This window comes from Mesorhizobium sp. WSM4308 (assembly GCF_002294905.1).
Classification (GTDB): domain Bacteria; phylum Pseudomonadota; class Alphaproteobacteria; order Rhizobiales; family Rhizobiaceae; genus Mesorhizobium.
In genome coordinates this window covers 1-17,495 of the sequence record NZ_NSFW01000027.1, presented here as the reverse complement: position 1 = coordinate 17,495, position 17,495 = coordinate 1, and the positions used below count along the sequence as shown (strand labels likewise).

Here is a 17,495-nt window from a genome sequence, read left to right as displayed (position 1 = left end):
CGCCTTGACTATTCAGTTCCTATTCCCAACGCGGCGAAGGCCAGTGTCGGACCGTCCCGTCGCAGGTGAACGAGATGGACGGCCACGAGTTCAATCAGCGTCTGGCGCTCGGCGTGATCCCCGGCGAAGCCGGCCAAGTCGAACACCACCGTCACGGTTTCGTTCGCCGGCAATTGCTGGTCCAAAAGCGCCGTCAACGCCGCATCGAGCGGGTCGGTGAAATGGTTTTCGGGCAAGGTTTTTCCGCGTGCGGCGCAGGCGGCGATCCAGGCCGCCACCACCAGCGTGAGATGCACGAACTCAGTACCGGCTTCGAGGCACTCGATGGCGGAGGCGATGATGCGCTGCGGCAGCTTCTGGCTGCCATCATTGGCGATCTGCGCCGTGCGGTGGGCGAGCGCGGTGTTAGAAAAACGCTCGGCAAGCTCGGCCGTGTAGGTCGCCGTGTCGAGCCCGGCATCTTCCGGCAATGTCGGGATGGCCTCGGCCCATAGCCCGTCGACGAACTTCCGGATCGCCGGATCGGCGAAAGCGCGGTCGACAGTGGCGTGGCCGCTGAGCAGGCCGAGATAGGCGATGCCCGAATGCGCGCCGTTGAGCAGCCTGAGCTTCATGTCCTCGAAGGGGCCGACATCGCCGACCATGGTGACGCCGAACTTTTCCCAGTCCGGCCTGCCGGCCGGAAAATTGTCCTCGACCACCCATTGGCGGAAGGGCTCGGTCATCACGGGCCAGGCATCGTCGACACCGAGTTCGCCAGCTATGCGTGCCCGGTCGGCGTCGGTGGTTGCCGGCACGATGCGATCGACCATGCTCGACGGAAAGGCGACTTCATTCGCGATATGGTCGGCGATCCTGGTGTCGCCTGCCGTGCCAAACCTGGCATCGCGCAGCTCGGCGAATTCGGTCAGCAGCCGATGCAGCGTGGCGCCGTTGGCCGGCAGGTTGTCGCAGCACAGCACGGTGAAGGGCGCGGTGCCGGCGGCCAGTCTCCGGGCAACCGCCTCGGCGAGGAAACCATGTGCCGTCTTCGGCACCCGCGGATTGGCTACATCGTGGATGATGTCGGGATGGGCGACGTCCAATCCGCCGCCCGCGGCCCTGAGATAGGCCTTTTCGGTGATGGTCAGCGTGACGATGCGGGTGCGCGGATCGGTCAGCGCGGCCAGCACCGCGCCCGGGTCTTCCCGCGCCACCAGCATCGACTGGATAGAGCCGATGACGCGCAGCTCCTCCTCGCCACTGCTGCGGATCGCCAGCGTGTAGAGCCCGTCCTGCGGCGACAGCGCATCGCGCGTGTCGGGGCTGCGCAAGGAGACGCCGACGATGCCCCAGTCCGTTTCGCCCGCCGCCAGGCACTCGTCGACATAGGCGGCCTGATGGGCGCGATGGAAGGCACCGACGCCGAGATGCACGATGCCCGGCGCAACCGTGCCGCGGTCATATCGAGGTGCGACGACCCCCACCGGCAACGCATGCGCCGTGCGGTTGGAAAGGCGGCGGTCTGTCATCGGTTCGCGGCGCTCGTCTGACTGGTGATCTTGCTGGGCGGATCGGCAACCGACGTAACATCGCCGGCCTTTGCCCACAATGCTCAGCTTTGCTCAAAAGTCATCATACAACAGTCTAATTTTTGTATGTTGACATAATTTGTAGCCGACCCTACCGATAGCGCCCTGGGAGGATCGCCGTGGCGCTGACCGATGCGGATTTGCTGTTTCCCGCCGAGGGGCATCCGCGCTCGATCGCCCGCGATCTCTATGCCGGGATCAAAGACCTGCCGCTCGTCAGCCCGCACGGCCACACCGATCCGCGCTGGTACGCGCTCAACGAGCCATTCCCGGACCCTGCGCAATTGCTTATCGTCCCGGACCACTACATCTTCCGTATGCTGTTCAGTCAGGGCGTTCGGCTCGAGGATCTCGGCGTGCCGACCCTCGAAGGCGCGCCGGTGGAGACCGACGGCAGGACGATCTGGCGACGCTTCGCCGAACACTATTATCTCTTCCGTGGCACGCCGACCCGGCTGTGGTTCGACCATGTGCTCGCCGATCTGTTCAGTATCGAAGAGCCGCTGGATGCAACGACGGCCGACCGCCATTACGACACGATCGCGACGGTGCTGCAGTGGGAGAATTTCCGCCCGCGTGCGCTGTTCGAGCGCTTCAACATCGAGGTCATCTCGACCACCGAAGGCGCGCTCGACGATCTCAGATGGCACCAGATGATCCGCGACAGCGGCTGGGAAGGCCGCGTTATCACCGCCTATCGGCCGGATGCCGTCGTCGATCCCGACTTCGAAGGGTTTTCGGCCAATCTCGACCGGCTCGGCGAAATCACAGGCTGCGATACGGGGAGCTGGGCCGGCTATCTTGAGGCGCATCGCCAGCGGCGCGCCTTCTTCAAGAGCTTCGGTGCGACCTCGTCGGATCATGGCCACCCGACGGCCGAGACCGCCAATCTTTCCGATGCGGCGGCGCAGGAGCTGTTCGACCGCATCCGCCGCGGCTCGCAGGATGAGCGCGAGCGCAAACTGTTCCGCGCCCAGATGCTGACCGAGATGGCCAAGATGAGCCGGGATGACGGGCTGGTGCTGCAGATCCATCCCGGCTCCTGGCGCAATCATTCGCCTTCCATTTTCCAGAGATTCGGCCGCGACAAGGGCTTCGATATCCCGACCCGGACCGATTATGTGACGGCGCTGAAGCCGTTGCTCGATTGCGTCGGGCTGGAGCGCGACCTGACCGTCATCCTCTTCACGCTCGACGAGACCAGCTATGCGCGCGAACTGGCGCCGCTGGCCGGCGTCTACCCGGCGCTGAAGCTCGGGCCGGCGTGGTGGTTCCACGACAGCCCGGAAGGCATGCGCCGCTTCCGCGAGATGACGACCGAGACGGCAGGCTTCTACAACACCGTCGGCTTCAACGACGACACCCGCGCCTTTCCCTCGATACCGGCGCGCCACGACGTGGCGCGGCGTGTCGATTGCGCATTCCTGGCGCGGCTCGTCGCCGAACATCGATTGCGCGAGGGCGAGGCGCATGAATTGGCCCGCGACCTTGCCTACACGCTCGCGAAGAAAGCGTACCGGCTGTGAGCCGGGCGTTTCGGTTTTCAAAGGGAGGAAAGTCATGGCGCATTTTTCGAAACTGATGGCAGCCACATTCGCCTTCGGCTCGCTGCTGGTCGGCATTGCCAACGCCGGGACCGTATTGCGATCGTCGGATACGCATCCGGACGGCTATCCGACGGTCGAGGCGGTCAAATACATGGGCGACCTGATCAAGCAGCGCACCAATGGCCGCTATTCGGTCGAGGTCTATCATTCGGCGCAACTTGGCGAGGAGAAGGACACGATCGAGCAGACGCAGGCCGGGGTCATCGACCTCGACCGCGTCTCGATGGGGCCTTTCAACGGCATCGTGCCGGAGACCGCAGTGCCGTCACTGCCCTACATGTTCCGTTCGGTCGAGCACATGCGCCACGTCATGGACGGGCCCATCGGCGACCAGATCCTGAAGGCGTTCGAAACGCATGATCTCGTCGGTCTGGCCTTCTACGATTCCGGGGCGCGTTCCTTCTACAACACCAAGAAGGACATCACCTCGATCGCCGACCTGAAAGGCATGAAGTTCCGCGTCATCCAGTCGGACGTGTTTGTCGACATGGTCAATGCGCTGGGCGCCAATGCCACGCCGATGGCCTATGGCGAGGTCTATTCGGCGTTGCAGACCGGCGTCATCGACGGTGCCGAGAACAATTGGCCGAGCTTCGAATCCGCCAAACACTACGAAGTCGCGAAGCACTATACGATGGACCAGCACCAGATCGTGCCGGAAGTGCTCGTCATGTCGAAGGCAAGCTGGGAGAAGCTCTCGCCGGAAGACCAGGGGATCGTGCGGCAAGCGGCCAAGGACAGCGTCGTCAAGATGCGCGAACTGTGGGACGCACAGGAGAAGAAGTCGCGCGGCATCGTCGAGGCCGCCGGCGTCAAGGTCAGCGAAATCGACAAGCAGCCGCTGATCGATGCGATGAAGCCGGTCTACGACAAGTATCTGTCGACGCCCGAGCTGAAGGACCTGGCCGCGCGCATACAGGCCGAGAAATGAGCGGGACGGGCAATGGGCCGAGCAGCGCGGAAACCACCGCGCTGCCTTCGATCAACGCGGCCAAGGGATTCTGGCGCGGTGTGGAGCGCGTGCTCTCCGGGCTCGCCCGGCTGGCCCTGTGGGTCAGCGGCGCCGGATTGACGCTGATGACGATCATCATCTTCTGGCAGGTTTTCTCGCGCTATATGCTGAACCGCTCGCCGAGTTGGACGGAATCCTTTTCCGTGCTCCTGATGGGCTGGTTCATCTTCCTGGGTGCGGCCGTCGGGGTGCGTGAACGCACGCATCTCGGCTTCGATGTGCTGCTTTATGTCCTGCCCACCTCGGCCAAGGCGGTGCTGCGCAGCATTTCGGACATCGTCGTGTTCGCTTTCGGTGCCGGCATGATCGTCTACGGGGTCCAACTGGCCAAGCTGACATGGAACACGGTGATGCCTTCGCTTGCGCTGCCCGGCGGCGTCAGCTTCCTGCCGGTCATTTTGGGTGGTGCGTTGGTCTGCCTGTTTTCACTGGAGCGGCTGGCCGGGCGTTTTGCCGGCCTGCCCGTCGACGCGGATATCTATGCAACCGGCGAGGAGCTTTGAACAATGGCGCTGGCCGTCCTCTTCGGTGCATTCGTGTTCCTGCTGGTCATCGGCACGCCGATCGCGTTCTGTCTCGGCGTCGCCAGCTTCGCGACGATCCTGACGCTCGGCCTGCCGCCCGTCGTGGTGTTCCAGCGGCTCAATTCCGGCGTCAGCGTCTTTTCGCTCATGGCCATCCCGTTCTTCATCTTCGCGGGCGACCTGATGGTGCGCGGTGGCATCGCCGCGAGGCTGGTGGCGCTGGCGGGATCGCTGGTCGGCCATCTGCGCGGCGGCCTCGGGCAGGTCAACATAGCGGCCTCGACGATGTTTGGCGGCATTTCCGGCTCGGCGGTCGCGGATGCTTCGGCGGTCGGCGGGCTGATGATCCCGCAGATGAAGGCGCGCGGCTACGGCATCGACTACGCCGTCAACATCACCTCGGTCGGCGCAATCATCGCCCTTTTGATTCCGCCCTCGCACAATATGATCATCTATTCCATCTCTGCTGGCGGCCGCATCTCGATCGCGGACCTTTTCACGGCTGGCGTCCTGCCGGGTCTGCTGCTGGCGCTGTCGCTGATGGTAACGGCGTATTGGGTCGCAACCCGCCGAGGGTATCCGACGGAACCCTTCGCCGGCTTCGGCCGGGCGTTGCAGTTGCTTGTCGCCGCCATTCCCGGCCTCATCCTGATAGGCATAATCTTCGGCGGCGTCAGGTCCGGCGTCTTCACCGCGACCGAAAGCTCGTGCATCGCCATCGTCTATGCTTTCCTGGTGACGTTGATCGTCTACCGCTCGATGAGTTGGGGCGATTTCGTCGCGGCCACGACGGCGGCGGTGCGTACCACCGCCATGGTGCTGATGATCATCGGCTGTGCGGCTGCCTTCGGCTGGTTGCTCGCCTATCTTCGCGTGCCGGCCGCGCTCGTCGCCTTCCTGCAATCGGTGTCCAGCGACAAGCTGGTCATTCTCCTGCTGATCAATGTCGTGCTTTTGATCCTCGGCACCTTCATGGACATGTCGCCGCTCATCATCATCACGACCCCGATCTTCCTGCCGGTCGTCATGGCCTATGGCGTCGATCCCGTCCATTTCGGCGTGATCCTCATCCTCAATCTCGGCATCGGCCTTTGCACGCCGCCGGTCGGCGCGGTTCTGTTCGTCAGCTGCGCCATCGGCCGTATCCCGATCTGGACAGCGATGCGCTCGATCTGGCCATTCTATGGAGCGGCCTTCGTCGTGCTGATGCTTGTCACCTACGTGCCGGAAATTTCATTGTGGCTGCCGAGCCTGTTCCACTAGGAGATCGCCACGTGTCCGATACCGCGCGCGACCTCAGGGTCGAGAGAAAACCCAAGCTGTCGGAGACCGTCGTGGCGGCGATCCGCAGGCAGCTTCAGGCGGGCGAGATCCTGGCCGGCCACAAACTGCCCACCGAAGGCCAACTGACCGGAACCTTCGGCGTCAGCCGCACCGTCATCCGCGAGGCCTTGGCCAAGCTTGCCGCCGACGGCCTGGTCGAGCCGCGCCAGGGCGCCGGCGTCTTCGTCACCGAGCACATCTCGACGATGTTCGGTGCGCTTGCCGCCGACATGGGCAGCAAGGATTCGATCGCCCTCAACGTGCTCGAAGTGCGCCTGGCGATCGAGATCGAATCGGCCGGGCTCGCCGCCATCCGCCGCAACGCCGCTCAGGAGGCGGCGATCCAGGAAGCCTTCTTTGAATTCGAGCGGCTGCTGCTCGCCAGCGAGCCGACCGGTCCGGCCGATCTTGCCTTCCACCGCGCCATCGCCAGCGCCACCAACAATCCGTTCTACGTCGAGATGCTCGGCGTGCTCGGCCGCCGCGCCATTCCGTGCGACGTAACCTCACCCTGGTCCACCGAACTGGTGCAGTCCGACAGTTATCAGCGCGGGCTGCAGCGCGAGCATCTGGTGATTCTCGATGCGATTACATCGGGCGATGCCGAAGCCGCGCGCGAGGCGATGCGCGCCCATCTGGGCGCCAGCCAGCAACGCTACCGAGAGCGTCTGCACGCGCGACAGGCTTATTACGCCAGTTCGGTCAAGGCGGCCGCCGGCGAATGATCCATCGGAAGTCAGGACGGAAATGAGCCAGAACCATACCGACTATACATCGCGCTTCGCCATTGATCCGGTTGCCGCCGCGGCCATGGGAACGGACGAACTGCGGCACAATTTCCACATCGGGGACCTGTTCCAGCCAGGCCGCGTCAACCTGACCTACACTCATTATGACCGCATGGTCGTCGGTGGCGCCATGCCGGTGGCGACAGCGTTGCGGCTGGAAGCGATCAAACCGACCGGGACCAAAGGTTTTCTCGATCGCCGCGAACTGATCGCCGTCAACATCGGCGGCGCCGGCACGATCGAAGCAGGCGGCCAGTCCTTCGAATTGCAGGCGCGCGACATGCTCTATCTCAGCATGGGCACCAATGATGTGGCGTTCGCCTCGGATGACAAGGCCGCGCCGGCCAAGTTCTACCTGCTCAGCGCGCCAGCGCACCAGGCACATCCCAACCGGCTGATCCGCGTCAGTGATGCCAGGCGCCTCGACCTCGGCAGCAAGGATGCCTGCAACGAGCGCTCGATCTTCCAGTTCATCCATGCCGAAGGGGCACAGACCTGCCAGCTTGTCGTCGGCATGACGCAGCTGGCGCCCGGCTCCATCTGGAACACCATGCCGTGCCATGTGCACGACCGCCGCATGGAGGCCTATCTTTACTTCGACCTGGCCGAGGCGGCACGCGTCTTCCATTTCATGGGCGAGCCGGACGAAACGCGCCATATCGTCATGCGCAACGAGGAAGCGGTGCTGTCGCCGGGCTGGTCGATCCATTCGGGCGCGGGCACCTCCAACTATGCCTTCATCTGGGCCATGGCCGGTGACAATGTCGACTATACCGACATCGAGCCCGTGACGATGGAAGAGCTGCGGTGAGCGATCTCTCCGCCTTCAGCCTTGCCGGCAAGCGTATTCTCGTCACCGGCGCCAACACCGGCATCGGCCAAGGTATCGCACTCTCGATCGCGCGGGCCGGCGGCGTGGCAATCTGCGTCGGCCGCTCGTCGATGGACGATACGGCGAGCAAGGTCGCCGCCGTGGGCGGGCAGTTGGAGACGGTGCGCGCCGACCTTGCCGACGCGGCGGCCGCCGGACCGATGCTGGATCGGGTCTGGGACGAAAGCGGGCCGCTCGACGGGCTGGTCAACAATGCCGGCATCATCCGGCGCGCCGATGCCGTCGATCTGACCGAGACCGACTGGGACGACGTCATGGACGTCAATTTGAAGACGGTGTTTCTGCTTTGCCAGTCCTTCGCCAGGCGCGCGCTTGCCGATGGTCGCCGGGGCAAGATCGTCAACATCGCCTCGGTGCTGAGTTTCCAGGGCGGCATCCGCGTTGCCTCCTACACCGCCTCAAAACACGGCGTGCTCGGCATCACCCGCCTGCTCGCCTGCGAATGGGCGGCCAAGGGCATCAATGTCAATGCGATCGCGCCGGGCTATGTCGAGACAAACAACACGCAGGCGCTGCGGGCCGATCCCGAGCGCAGTGCCGCCATTCTCGGGCGCATTCCGGCGGGGCGGTGGGGCGAGCCGTCGGACATTGGCGATGCCGCCGTCTTCCTGCTGGCACGGGCTTCCGACTATATGCATGGCGCGGCGGTGCCTGTGGATGGCGGCTGGCTGGCGCGATGAGGAGAGAACATGACCAAGACCAAGATCTTCGCGCATGCCGGCGAGGGCGCCTGGACGCCGACGGCAGACGGCAACAGGCGGCGCGTTCTCCTCTCCACCGATGAGCTGATGCTGGTTGAATTCGGCTTCGACAAGGGTGGCGTCGGCGCCTTGCATTCGCACCCGCATGTCCAGTCAAGCTATGTCGCCGAGGGCCGTTTCGAGGTGACCATCGACGGGCGGACGGAAATTCTCGAGGCCGGCGGCAGCTTCATCGTGCCGTCCGGTCTGGTGCATGGCGTCAAGGCGCTGGAAGCGGGACGGCTGGTCGACAGCTTTACGCCGCACCGTGCCGATTTTCTTGCTCTAAATCAAAGCGATAGAGCATGATGTCGTCCAAAAACCGCTTCACAGTTTTCGGCATCATGCTTTAGCCGAGGACTTGCCCAGCCAAATCTGGGAGATCGAGTGCGGGCACATGACCCGCGCCCCAAGAGAGGCGCGGGTAGTTGCCTGGGCGCCTGTGGCGCCGCGGTACTCAAGACATGACCGCAGGATGTGAAGCCTGCCGCATCGTGGTGAAGATAAGCTTAATGCGCCGTACAACCGACGGCTGCCTTCGGTCAGGTGATGTGCCGGAGCAGGCTGAAAATCCGCTCGAACGTCTTGCCGTAGGGCGGGCGCAGCAGGGCGCCGGCGCTCAGGCGCGACTGCAGGAAAACCGGCTTCTCCTTGCTGAAGGTGCGGAACCCCCATTCGCCGTGATAGGCGCCCATGCCGCTGGCGCCGACGCCGCCGAAAGGCTGGTTCTCCTGCACCAGATGCAGCATGCAGTCGTTGACGGTGACGCCGCCGGCGACGGTCTCGCGCAAGATACGCCGGCGGTTGGTGCTGTCGTTGCCGAACCAGTAGAGCGCGAGCGGCCGGTCGGCCTGGTTCACATGGCTGATCGCCTCGTCGACGGTGGCATATTCGACGATCGGCAGCACCGGGCCGAAAATCTCCTCGCGCATCAGCCGCAAATCCGGGCCGGCATTGCTGACCAGGGTCGGCAAAAGTTTGCGGCTCGCGGCGCCGAAGTCCTCGCCGGCCGGATTGATTTCGACGACATCGGCACCGGCATCGCGGGCTTCCGCGATCATGGCGCGCAGGCGCTGAAAATGCCGGTCGCTGATGATGGCGGTGTAGTCGGGGTTGTCGAGCAGCGTCGGGTAGAGCCGCGCCACCGCGGCAGCGAGGTTGGCGGCGACCGTGCCGGCCTGCCCCTTGGGCACCAGCAGATAGTCCGGTGCGATGCAGGTCTGCCCGGCATTGAGCAGCTTGCCATAGGCGATGCTGGCCGTTGCCGCATCGAGATCGCAGGAGGGATCGAAGATCGCCGGCGACTTGCCGCCGAGTTCGAGCGTGACCGGAGTGAGGTTGGCGGCCGCGGCGATCGCGACCTGGCGGCCGACCGCGGTCGAGCCGGTGAACAGCAGATGATCGAACGGCATCGACACGAAGGCCTTGCCCATCTCGGCATCGCCGGGGATGACGCTCAACTCGTCCGGGGCGAAGTGCTCGCCGGCCAGCCTGGCGAGCAGCGCCGAGAAGGCCGGCGTCAGTTCGGACGGCTTTACCAGCACGCGGTTGCCGGCGGCGAGCGCTGCCGTGACCGGCGCGACGGCAAGCTGGAACGGGTAGTTCCAGGGCGACACGATGCCAACGACGCCGAGCGGCTGTGGCACGAGGCGATTGCGGCCCGGCAGGAACGGCAAGGTGGTGGCGACACGACGTTCCCGCATCCAGCCGCTCAGATGAGACAGCGTGTGGCGGATGCCGGCGCGCACGACAAACAGTTCGGCCAGGCGCGTCTCATGCGCCGAGCGGCCGCCAAAGTCCGCGTCGATCGCGGCGCAGATCTCCGCCTCATGCCGTTCGGTCAGCGCCAGCAGGCGCTTCAGCCGGCCCTTGCGAACGCTCAGGTCCGGAAAGGGCTGCTTCTCGAAGGCGGCGCGCTGCAGCTTAAACCGTTCGCCAAGGACGCCCTGTCTGGTCTGCAGCATCGCGCCCTCCCTGGCTCGTCGGACCAAGCTTACATCCTGTTGCGTGAAGGAATCCAGCGGGGGTGCGGTGTCCCTGGGGAAGCTGTGCCTTCGCGGGCCACGGCCAATCAGTCTGCCGTCAACATGGATGACCGTTCCGGTTGTGTTCCGAGGATAGCTGCGCTACTCCAAAGGTTCACGCGGAGAGCATCTTGATCGATTCCCACATCCTCTCCCATCCCCGAAAAATCGTTTCCCGTCCGGTGTCCGACTGATGTCGGCACAGGCAGCGAGTGTCCGGGCGGAGGATCCCAAGCGGCGCGTCCTGAAGGACGTGTTCGGCTTCGACGATTTCCGCCCCGGCCAGGCCGATGTCATGGACGCGCTGCTCGGCGGGCGCCATGTGCTGGCCGTCATGCCAACGGGTGCGGGCAAATCGCTTTGCTACCAGGTGCCGGCGCTGGTCATGGGCGGGCTCGCCCTGGTCGTGTCGCCGCTGGTGGCGCTGATGCAGGATCAGGTCGCGGCCTTGCGGCTGGCCGGCGTCGGCGCCGATACGATCAATTCCTCGCTCGACCGGGAAGCCAATGTCGCCGCCTGGCGCCGCGTGGCATCAGGCCAGACGCGGCTGCTCTACCTGGCGCCGGAACGGCTGATGACCGAGCGGATGCTCGAGGCGCTTTCCAGGCTCGAAATCAGCCTGATCGCCATCGACGAGGCACATTGCATCTCGCAATGGGGGCCGGCGTTCCGGCCTGAGTATGAGGATCTGTCGCGCCTGCGCCACATCTTCCCCAACGTGCCGATCATCGCGGTGACGGCGACGGCGGATGAGAGCACGCGCAGCGATATCGAGGCACGGCTGTTCGCCGAGCGGGTCGAAACCCTGGTGCTGGGGTTCGACCGGCCCAACATCAAGCTCGCCATCGAATCCAAGCAGGACAGCAAGCGGCAATTGCTGCGTTTCATCGAGCGTCACCCGGGCAAGAGCGGCATCGTCTACTGCCTGTCGCGCAAGAAGACGGAGGAGATGGCGGCCTTCCTGGAAAAGAACGGCGTCACCGCGCTCGCCTATCACGCCGGCATGAGCAAGGAGGCGCGCGAGGCCAATCAAAACGCCTTCATGACGCTGTCGGGCGTCGTCATGGTGGCGACCATCGCCTTCGGCATGGGCATCGACAAGCCCGATGTCGCCTATGTCTTCCATACCGACATGCCGGGCAGCCTGGAGGCCTATTATCAGGAGATCGGCCGTGCCGGCCGTGACGGGCGCAAGGCCGAGGCGCATATGCTGTACGGCCTTGGCGACATCCGCATGCGCCGGCTGTTCATCGACGATGAGGATGCTGCGGTCGAGCACAAGAAGCGCGCGCATCGCCGGCTCGACACGCTGATCGGCTATTGCGAGACGGCGCAGTGCCGTCGCCAGGTGCTGCTCGGCTATTTCGGAGAAGAAGCCGAGCCTTGCGGCAATTGCGACAACTGCCTGGACCAGGTGCCGCGCGCCGATGGCGGCGCGGAAGCGCGCATCATCCTGGCCGCGGTCGCGCAGAGCGGCGAGCGCTTCGGCGCCGCCCATGTCATCGATATCCTGCTCGGCCACGAGACCGAGAAGATCCTGGCCCGCGGTCACCAGAAGCTCGCCAGCTTCGGCAGCGGCGCGGCGCACAAGAAGGATCTTTGGCTATCGCTGATCCGGCAGCTCGTCGCCGGCGGTTTCCTCGAGCCGGATCCGAGCGGCCATGGCGGCCTCGCCATCGCCGAGAAAGGCCATGCGCTCGGCCGCGGCGAGATGCCGTTCCATTACCGTGTCGAGATGCGCAGCCGCGCCTTGCGCAAGATGCGGGCGGAGGGTTCGGGCGCCAACGCCGATGGCGTCGATGCCTCGCTGCTGGCCACGCTCAAATCCCTGCGGCTGCGCCTGGCCAAGGAGCGCCAGGTGCCGGCCTATGTGGTGTTTTCCGACCGCACGCTGATCGACATGGCCGAACGCCGCCCGCGCGACCTCGACGCCCTCGCCGAGGTCCATGGCGTGGGAGGGGCGAAGCTCAAGGCGTTCGGGGAGATTTTTGTCAAGGCGATTGCCGGACACCGGTCCGAAGGATCGGACTGAAAACCCTCACCACATCCTGCAGGCAATCCTCACATCTGTATCGACATGCCGCCATCGACGGTCAGGACGTGCCCGTTGACGAAAGACGCCGCGTCGCTGGCGAGGAAAAGCGCGGCGCCGGCGATTTCCTGCGGCCGCCCCCAGCGCTGCAGCGGAACCCGCTGGCGGGCGAAGGCGACCAGATCGGGGTTTGCCGCCATCGCGGCATTGGTCTCGGTGGCAAACATTCCCGGCGCGATGGCGTTGCTGGTCACGCCGTGGGCGCCATATTCGACGGCAATGCTGCGCATCAAGCCGGTCAGTCCCTGCTTGGCGGCGGGATAGATGGCATCGCCGGGTCGCGCCATCTCACCGACGATCGAGGTCACCGCGATCAGCCGGCCATGACCCTGGGCCTTCATGATCTCCGCCGCATCGCGTGACAGCGAGATCGCCGACAACAGATCCGTCCTGATCAGATCGAGAATGTCGTCGTCGTTGAAGGCGGCGAGCGGCCGCCTGTCGCGAGCGCCGACATTGTTGACGAGGACGTCGAGCCGGCCTCGGGTCTTGCTGATCTCGGCAATCATCGCGCGGCCCGCCCCGATGTCGGCGACGTCGAAGACCGCCGCTTGCGCACTGCCGCCATTTGCGGTGATGGCGGCGACGGCGCTATCGAGCGTCGCTGCGGTGCGTCCAGTCATCACGACATGGGCTCCGGCTTCGACAAAGGCACGCGCAATCTCGAAACCGAGGCCGCGTCCGCCGCCGGTGATCAGGGCCACGCGCCCCTTCAGGGAAAATCGATCGAAAATGCTCACAACCGGCGGCCTCTGCACGCATGGGACGGAAACCGATCCCATGCGGCAATCGGCGGCTTGTTGCCAGCCTACCGTTCAATCGAAGCCGGTCAAATGAACTTCATTTCGTTTCGTCTCGGGAGCGTGTCTGTTTGTACTATCCGAGCCGACGGAACGCCGCGCCGAAATTGCGCGCACTGGCGGCGAAATTCGCGCAGCTAATTTGACAAACTTTGCCAAAGTATGCCATACCGTAGGTCATCGGAGATGGCTATGGCGACAATGAACGTGTCCTTGCCCGATCCCATGAAAGACTGGGTCGAGGCGCAAACCAAGACAGGCCGCTATGCCAATGCGAGCGACTATGTGCGGGATCTGATCCGCCGGGATCAGGAGCGCAATGACAAGATCGCGGCCATGCAGCGCTTCGTCGATGACGGTCTGAAAAGCGGCATCGGCACTCGTTCCAAGGACGCGCTTTTCGCCGAGGCGCTGACGCGGGCCAATGCGCCGCGCGGCAATTGACCATGGGATTTCGCCTCTCTGTAGCGGCGGAAGAAGATATTATCGCTATCGCTGAAGAGGGTATGCGTCTGTTCGGCGCAGAGCAGGCCGGACTGTATCATGAGCAGATGTTTGCGATCCTTGACCTGATCGCTGCCAATCCCCGCATGGCCCGGGAGCGCCATGAGATATCCCCGCCGATGCGCATCCACCCGTTCAAGGCCCACCTTGTCGTCTACAGGATCGAAGCAGACGGCCATATTTCTCATTGTCCGGATACGTCACGGACACGAGGATTGGTCAGGCGATGTCCCTTAGGCCGGACCAAGCCCAGGCTGCGACATCTTTCGGGGTGTCGGGCAATTTATGAAATAGGGTGGCGGAGAGGGAGGGATTCCCTTTCACCTCTATGATACTGAAAATACTAGTCTTTTCGCGCTTTTTGTTACACAGTTTGTTACACAGCTACAACTACGATTTATAACCGCTCTAAGCTCGCAGCTTTTGGGCTCGCCTGCCCAATCCATCCGATCTGTCGAAACCGATGGCTTGTAGGACACTCCCGCGTGTGTACGTTGGGGCTTGGGTCAGAAGGTGACCCACAGCAAAGACGGGAGCGCCGCAGCGCAAAAGATCTCATCGGTCAAGGAACAGATAGTGAAGTAGCCTGTGACAATCGGCGCCAGCATCACCTCCAAAGCCGACCAGGAAAAACCCGCAAAAAACGTCGCCCTCAGATACCCCGTCGGCAATGAATATGGGACCGAAGTTGCGCGGCAGATCGGGCGTTAGATGCCTTCATGACATCTGAACCTGAGCAGGCTCCTACGCCGCGAGCCGGCACATTTCCGAACGGAGTTTCGTCCGGCTGCGCAAAAAGGTGCCCTGTCGAGACTTACTTGTTGGCCAAATGGCTTAGCAGGGACGAACTCGTGAAGAGATTGATAATGCAACACTATCAGTCGTTGTGCTGATCCGACAGGCTGTGCGTTTTGGCACGAAAATCATGGCGAAAAGCGCACCGGCACTTTACTCTCCAAATTATGATTCGCCTCGATCCCGCGACCGCCAGCTCCTCTGCGCCGCCCTCCGTTCCCGCGTGGGCGATCACAAGCGCCGGCGCGCCGAGTGACGGCGACGCCGCCTTCCGGGCCGGCGCCGCCCTGGGTGCCCTCGACACGCTCGCCCGCGCGCAGGCAGCCTGGGCCGGCGCTTGGCGGCAGCGGCTGGCGGTTCGCTGCGCCGCCTCCAGCATGCGGCTCGCCGGCCGCGCCGAGGATGCGGCCGCCTTGCGCGATGCCTGGCATTTGCGTCCCCTACGTGCTGACCCCGGTCCCGCAGGCGCCGTCTTTGGCGCCTGGCGGCAGTTGGCCAGGCAGCCGCCCGCCGCTACGCCCGGCCGGCTCGGGAAGATACTCGACCAGCTTGGCCTCCATTGGGACGGCGCCGCGCTCGCCGACCTTTGCACGCAGATCGAAAAACTCGGGGTATCCCAGCGGTCGGCGCCATTCGACGCCGCGGCGATCGCCGCTGAGGTCGTCGCCATGCGTCCCGATGCCGAAGTCTTTGGCTGGTGGCTCGCCGACCTGGTACTGGCGCAACGCCTGGGCTGGCCGCAGCCCCTGCCGCTCCTAATGGCGCAGGGTTTTGGACCATCTTTCCGCACCGAGGCCGGCGGTGGCCGGCGCATCCGGCCCGGGGACAAGAATTTTGAGCGGGCGGTTTGCATCGCGCTCGTCGCGGCCGCCGCGGACGCTTGTCGGTTGGCCGCCGAGCTGTCGCGCCGGGCCGAAAAACTCCTGGCGGTGGCGCCGAAACTGCGCGCCAAAGGCGCCGGCGACGTAATCTTTCTGCTGCTCAGTGAAGACGCCGTGTCCGGATCGCTGACGACGGACAATCTGTCGCGCTTTGCATCGCGACGGCTGTTCGAACGGCTGCAGCAACTGGAGGTCGTGCGCGAGCTCTCCGGCCGCCCCACATTCCGGCTGTTCGGGCTGTAGCGATGAGCGAAGCGTCCGCCCGCCGCAAGCCAAACGATCAGCCGGCGCTGCTCGACACCGAACTGGAACATCTGCCGCCGGAGCTGCGCTGGTGCGAATGGATGGCCCGCGTCGAAGCGGTGATCTTTGCGGCAAATGAACCGGTGACACGTAGTGTCCTCGCGCGGGTGGTGGGAAAAAACTGCAATATCGAGCTGATCATCGACGACATTCGCGCCGAACTCGCCGGCCGCCCTTACGAGCTGGTCGCGGTCGCCGGCGGCTGGCAGCACCGGACCAAAAAGGTTTTTGGCGACGCCATTCACGCAGCCTTCGGCACGGCAGCGGGCGAGGGAGCAAAAGAACTGTCGCAGGCGGAGGCGCTTGTCTTGATGTGCATTGCCTATTTCCAGCCGATCACCCGTGGCGAGCTGTCGAGCTTTTTCGGCAAGGAGGTGTCACGTGACCTGATCGGCGTGCTGCGCGCTGAGCAGCTGGTCGCCTCGGGGCCGCGCAGCCCGCAGCCGGGCGCGCCCTACACCTATGTGACGACCAAAACTTTTCTGTCGCAGTTCGGGCTCGACACGCTGCGCCAGCTGCCGGATTTCGAGGCGCTCGAGGACGCCGGGCTGCTGTCGAAGGAGAAGCTGCTGGATCATCCCAGGGTTTGCAGATATCGACGATGATGGCGCCAGCGCCGCGCTCGACGAATAGATGATCCCATCACGGCGGGACACACGCGATCTCGCCGCTCGTCACATAGAAGATTGCGCCACGCACGCCGTCTGGTCTCGCCGGCTGGGTCCTTCGCGTGACGGAAGGGAGGTGGCGGCACGCGTCCGCTTGTCGATGAAGGATAAGCGAACAGGCAATTGATCGAGCCTGGTCGCACATGTCGATCACCATTGAGAGCTCTCGAAGGGAGAAAGTTCAATTGAACCACGTCTACCTTGAGCTTCTCGCGACGATTGAGGCGTTAAGATCCAGCCCATCGGGGCGACCATTCAGACGCTGATGGACAAGGTTCGCGACCTTTCACAGACGATCAAAGCCCTGAAAGACGATCTCCACCAGACAGCCGGCTATGGCCTGCTAAGAACCTAGCCAGCCGGCGAGTGCCCATCCCGGCCATTGTCAGCGAGGCGGCCATCCCAACAAGATCGCCTTGCCGCCACCGCCAATGGCGGATGCTGACAGCAGCGCCATAAGAACGCCAACGTAGATGGGGAAGATCATCCTCGGGCTATTCGTCCTTCCAAATGACAGTCTTCCCCCGAAAATCCCAATGAAATTTGAGGTTGGCTTTCAGTACCTCGGTGGGGATCCTCGGCTCGATCGCTGTGTGGAGAGCGTTATACGTTTCTCGGCAGAAGCTCGGCGGCGGGACATTCAGCTTGTACCCCGACGGGTACCTAAAATCTTGCTGAGAATTCATCAGGTCAAGGTTGTTGGCAATCATCTTCACGTTCCCAATCGGCGGCATTCCTAGGGCCACTGCGGCTTCGTAAATGTCCTCGATCTTGTGACCGAAGCCGAGCCGGAGACCGCGTTTCGACACGCCCTTTGAAGCTAGATACGCTTTCAAGAGGAGTTCTAGGTGTGAGCTTTCGAGAGGTTGTCCATTCGGACCGGACCGAGGAGACTGGAGTTACCACGCTTCAGCATCCATCGGAGGGTCCGAATGAACATCCACAAGAATGCCCGTCTCACACCGCTGCGT

At 63.9% G+C, this 17,495-nt stretch carries 15 protein-coding genes and 1 pseudogene; 13 read left to right on the top strand and 3 right to left on the bottom strand.

What is annotated here, in order from left to right; translation table 11 throughout:
* Positions 1–8: 8 nt before the first annotated feature.
* A complete protein-coding gene (locus CK227_RS33865; protein WP_095775823.1) occupies positions 9–1,511 on the bottom strand; it encodes a mannitol dehydrogenase family protein in 1,503 nt (500 codons plus the stop codon).
* Positions 1,512–1,690: 179 nt separating this feature from the next.
* Here CK227_RS33865 and uxaC point away from each other — a divergent pair, with 179 nt between their 5' ends.
* The 8 genes from uxaC to CK227_RS33825 are packed head-to-tail and all read left to right on the top strand — an operon-like array spanning position 1,691 to position 8,766.
* Positions 1,691–3,097: a glucuronate isomerase gene (gene uxaC, locus CK227_RS33860; protein ID WP_095775822.1), complete on the top strand. Its 1,407-nt coding sequence runs from the start codon at positions 1,691–1,693 to the stop codon at positions 3,095–3,097.
* A gap of 34 nt (positions 3,098–3,131) precedes the next feature.
* Entirely contained in the window at positions 3,132–4,109 is a 978-nt protein-coding gene (locus CK227_RS33855) for a TRAP transporter substrate-binding protein (RefSeq protein ID WP_095775821.1), read from the top strand.
* A complete protein-coding gene (locus tag CK227_RS33850; protein WP_179296570.1) occupies positions 4,106–4,693 on the top strand; it encodes a TRAP transporter small permease in 588 nt (195 codons plus the stop codon). The genes CK227_RS33855 and CK227_RS33850 overlap by 4 nt, the downstream gene beginning before the upstream one ends.
* Before the next feature lie 3 nt (positions 4,694–4,696).
* Positions 4,697–5,977, top strand: coding sequence for a TRAP transporter large permease (locus CK227_RS33845; RefSeq protein ID WP_095775820.1), 1,281 nt, complete (start codon positions 4,697–4,699; stop codon positions 5,975–5,977).
* 11 nt (positions 5,978–5,988) lie between these two features.
* Positions 5,989–6,762 carry a FadR/GntR family transcriptional regulator gene (locus CK227_RS33840; RefSeq protein WP_095775819.1) on the top strand — a complete coding sequence of 258 codons (774 nt, stop codon included), beginning with the start codon at positions 5,989–5,991 and terminating at the stop codon, positions 6,760–6,762.
* Positions 6,763–6,784: 22 nt separating this feature from the next.
* Entirely contained in the window at positions 6,785–7,636 is an 852-nt protein-coding gene (gene kduI, locus CK227_RS33835; RefSeq protein WP_095775818.1) for a 5-dehydro-4-deoxy-D-glucuronate isomerase, read from the top strand.
* Positions 7,633–8,397: a 2-dehydro-3-deoxy-D-gluconate 5-dehydrogenase KduD gene (kduD, locus tag CK227_RS33830; protein ID WP_095775817.1), complete on the top strand. Its 765-nt coding sequence runs from the start codon at positions 7,633–7,635 to the stop codon at positions 8,395–8,397. The genes kduI and kduD overlap by 4 nt, the downstream gene beginning before the upstream one ends.
* A gap of 9 nt (positions 8,398–8,406) precedes the next feature.
* Complete coding sequence (locus CK227_RS33825) at positions 8,407–8,766, top strand: cupin domain-containing protein (protein ID WP_095775816.1); 360 nt, start codon at positions 8,407–8,409, stop codon at positions 8,764–8,766.
* Between the two features lie 233 nt (positions 8,767–8,999).
* On the opposite strand, the gene CK227_RS33820 is transcribed toward CK227_RS33825, so the two are convergent.
* Positions 9,000–10,421: a coniferyl aldehyde dehydrogenase gene (locus CK227_RS33820; protein WP_095775815.1), complete on the bottom strand. Its 1,422-nt coding sequence runs from the start codon at positions 10,419–10,421 to the stop codon at positions 9,000–9,002.
* A 253-nt stretch (positions 10,422–10,674) separates the two neighbouring features.
* Here CK227_RS33820 and recQ point away from each other — a divergent pair, with 253 nt between their 5' ends.
* Positions 10,675–12,513 carry a DNA helicase RecQ gene (recQ, locus tag CK227_RS33815; RefSeq protein WP_095775814.1) on the top strand — a complete coding sequence of 613 codons (1,839 nt, stop codon included), beginning with the start codon at positions 10,675–10,677 and terminating at the stop codon, positions 12,511–12,513.
* A 29-nt stretch (positions 12,514–12,542) separates the two neighbouring features.
* On the opposite strand, the gene CK227_RS33810 is transcribed toward recQ, so the two are convergent.
* Positions 12,543–13,313 (bottom strand): SDR family oxidoreductase, encoded by a 771-nt coding sequence (locus tag CK227_RS33810; protein ID WP_095775865.1) that lies wholly within the window; start codon positions 13,311–13,313, stop codon positions 12,543–12,545.
* A 252-nt stretch (positions 13,314–13,565) separates the two neighbouring features.
* On the opposite strand from CK227_RS33810, the gene CK227_RS33805 reads away from it, so the two are divergent.
* The 4 genes and pseudogenes from CK227_RS33805 (at position 13,566) to CK227_RS33790 (ending at position 16,461) form a co-directional block, all read left to right on the top strand.
* On the top strand, positions 13,566–13,817 hold the full coding sequence (locus CK227_RS33805) for a type II toxin-antitoxin system ParD family antitoxin (protein WP_095775864.1): 252 nt from the start codon (positions 13,566–13,568) through the stop codon (positions 13,815–13,817).
* Between the two features lie 2 nt (positions 13,818–13,819).
* Positions 13,820–14,114 (top strand): annotated as a pseudogene (locus CK227_RS33800) (type II toxin-antitoxin system RelE/ParE family toxin).
* Between the two features lie 725 nt (positions 14,115–14,839).
* The gene (locus CK227_RS33795; protein WP_063169437.1) at positions 14,840–15,796 is read left to right on the top strand and encodes a DUF1403 family protein; all 957 of its coding nucleotides are present in this window, start codon (positions 14,840–14,842) and stop codon (positions 15,794–15,796) included.
* A 2-nt stretch (positions 15,797–15,798) separates the two neighbouring features.
* Positions 15,799–16,461: an SMC-Scp complex subunit ScpB gene (locus tag CK227_RS33790; protein ID WP_063169436.1), complete on the top strand. Its 663-nt coding sequence runs from the start codon at positions 15,799–15,801 to the stop codon at positions 16,459–16,461.
* Positions 16,462–17,495: the final 1,034 nt, after the last annotated feature.

What these genes read in the sequence shown, in the direction of transcription:
- CK227_RS33865 (WP_095775823.1), bottom strand. Translation starts at nt 1,511, where the DNA reads ATGACAGACCGCCGCCTTTCCAACCGCACGGCGCATGCGTTGCCGGTG.
- CK227_RS33855 (WP_095775821.1), top strand. Translation starts at nt 3,132, where the DNA reads ATGGCGCATTTTTCGAAACTGATGGCAGCCACATTCGCCTTCGGCTCG.
- CK227_RS33850 (WP_179296570.1), top strand. Translation starts at nt 4,106, where the DNA reads ATGAGCGGGACGGGCAATGGGCCGAGCAGCGCGGAAACCACCGCGCTG.
- CK227_RS33845 (WP_095775820.1), top strand. Translation starts at nt 4,697, where the DNA reads ATGGCGCTGGCCGTCCTCTTCGGTGCATTCGTGTTCCTGCTGGTCATC.
- kduI (WP_095775818.1), top strand. Translation starts at nt 6,785, where the DNA reads ATGAGCCAGAACCATACCGACTATACATCGCGCTTCGCCATTGATCCG.
- CK227_RS33825 (WP_095775816.1), top strand. Translation starts at nt 8,407, where the DNA reads ATGACCAAGACCAAGATCTTCGCGCATGCCGGCGAGGGCGCCTGGACG.
- CK227_RS33820 (WP_095775815.1), bottom strand. Translation starts at nt 10,421, where the DNA reads ATGCTGCAGACCAGACAGGGCGTCCTTGGCGAACGGTTTAAGCTGCAG.
- recQ (WP_095775814.1), top strand. Translation starts at nt 10,675, where the DNA reads ATGTCGGCACAGGCAGCGAGTGTCCGGGCGGAGGATCCCAAGCGGCGC.
- CK227_RS33805 (WP_095775864.1), top strand. Translation starts at nt 13,566, where the DNA reads ATGGCGACAATGAACGTGTCCTTGCCCGATCCCATGAAAGACTGGGTC.
- CK227_RS33795 (WP_063169437.1), top strand. Translation starts at nt 14,840, where the DNA reads ATGATTCGCCTCGATCCCGCGACCGCCAGCTCCTCTGCGCCGCCCTCC.
- CK227_RS33790 (WP_063169436.1), top strand. Translation starts at nt 15,799, where the DNA reads ATGAGCGAAGCGTCCGCCCGCCGCAAGCCAAACGATCAGCCGGCGCTG.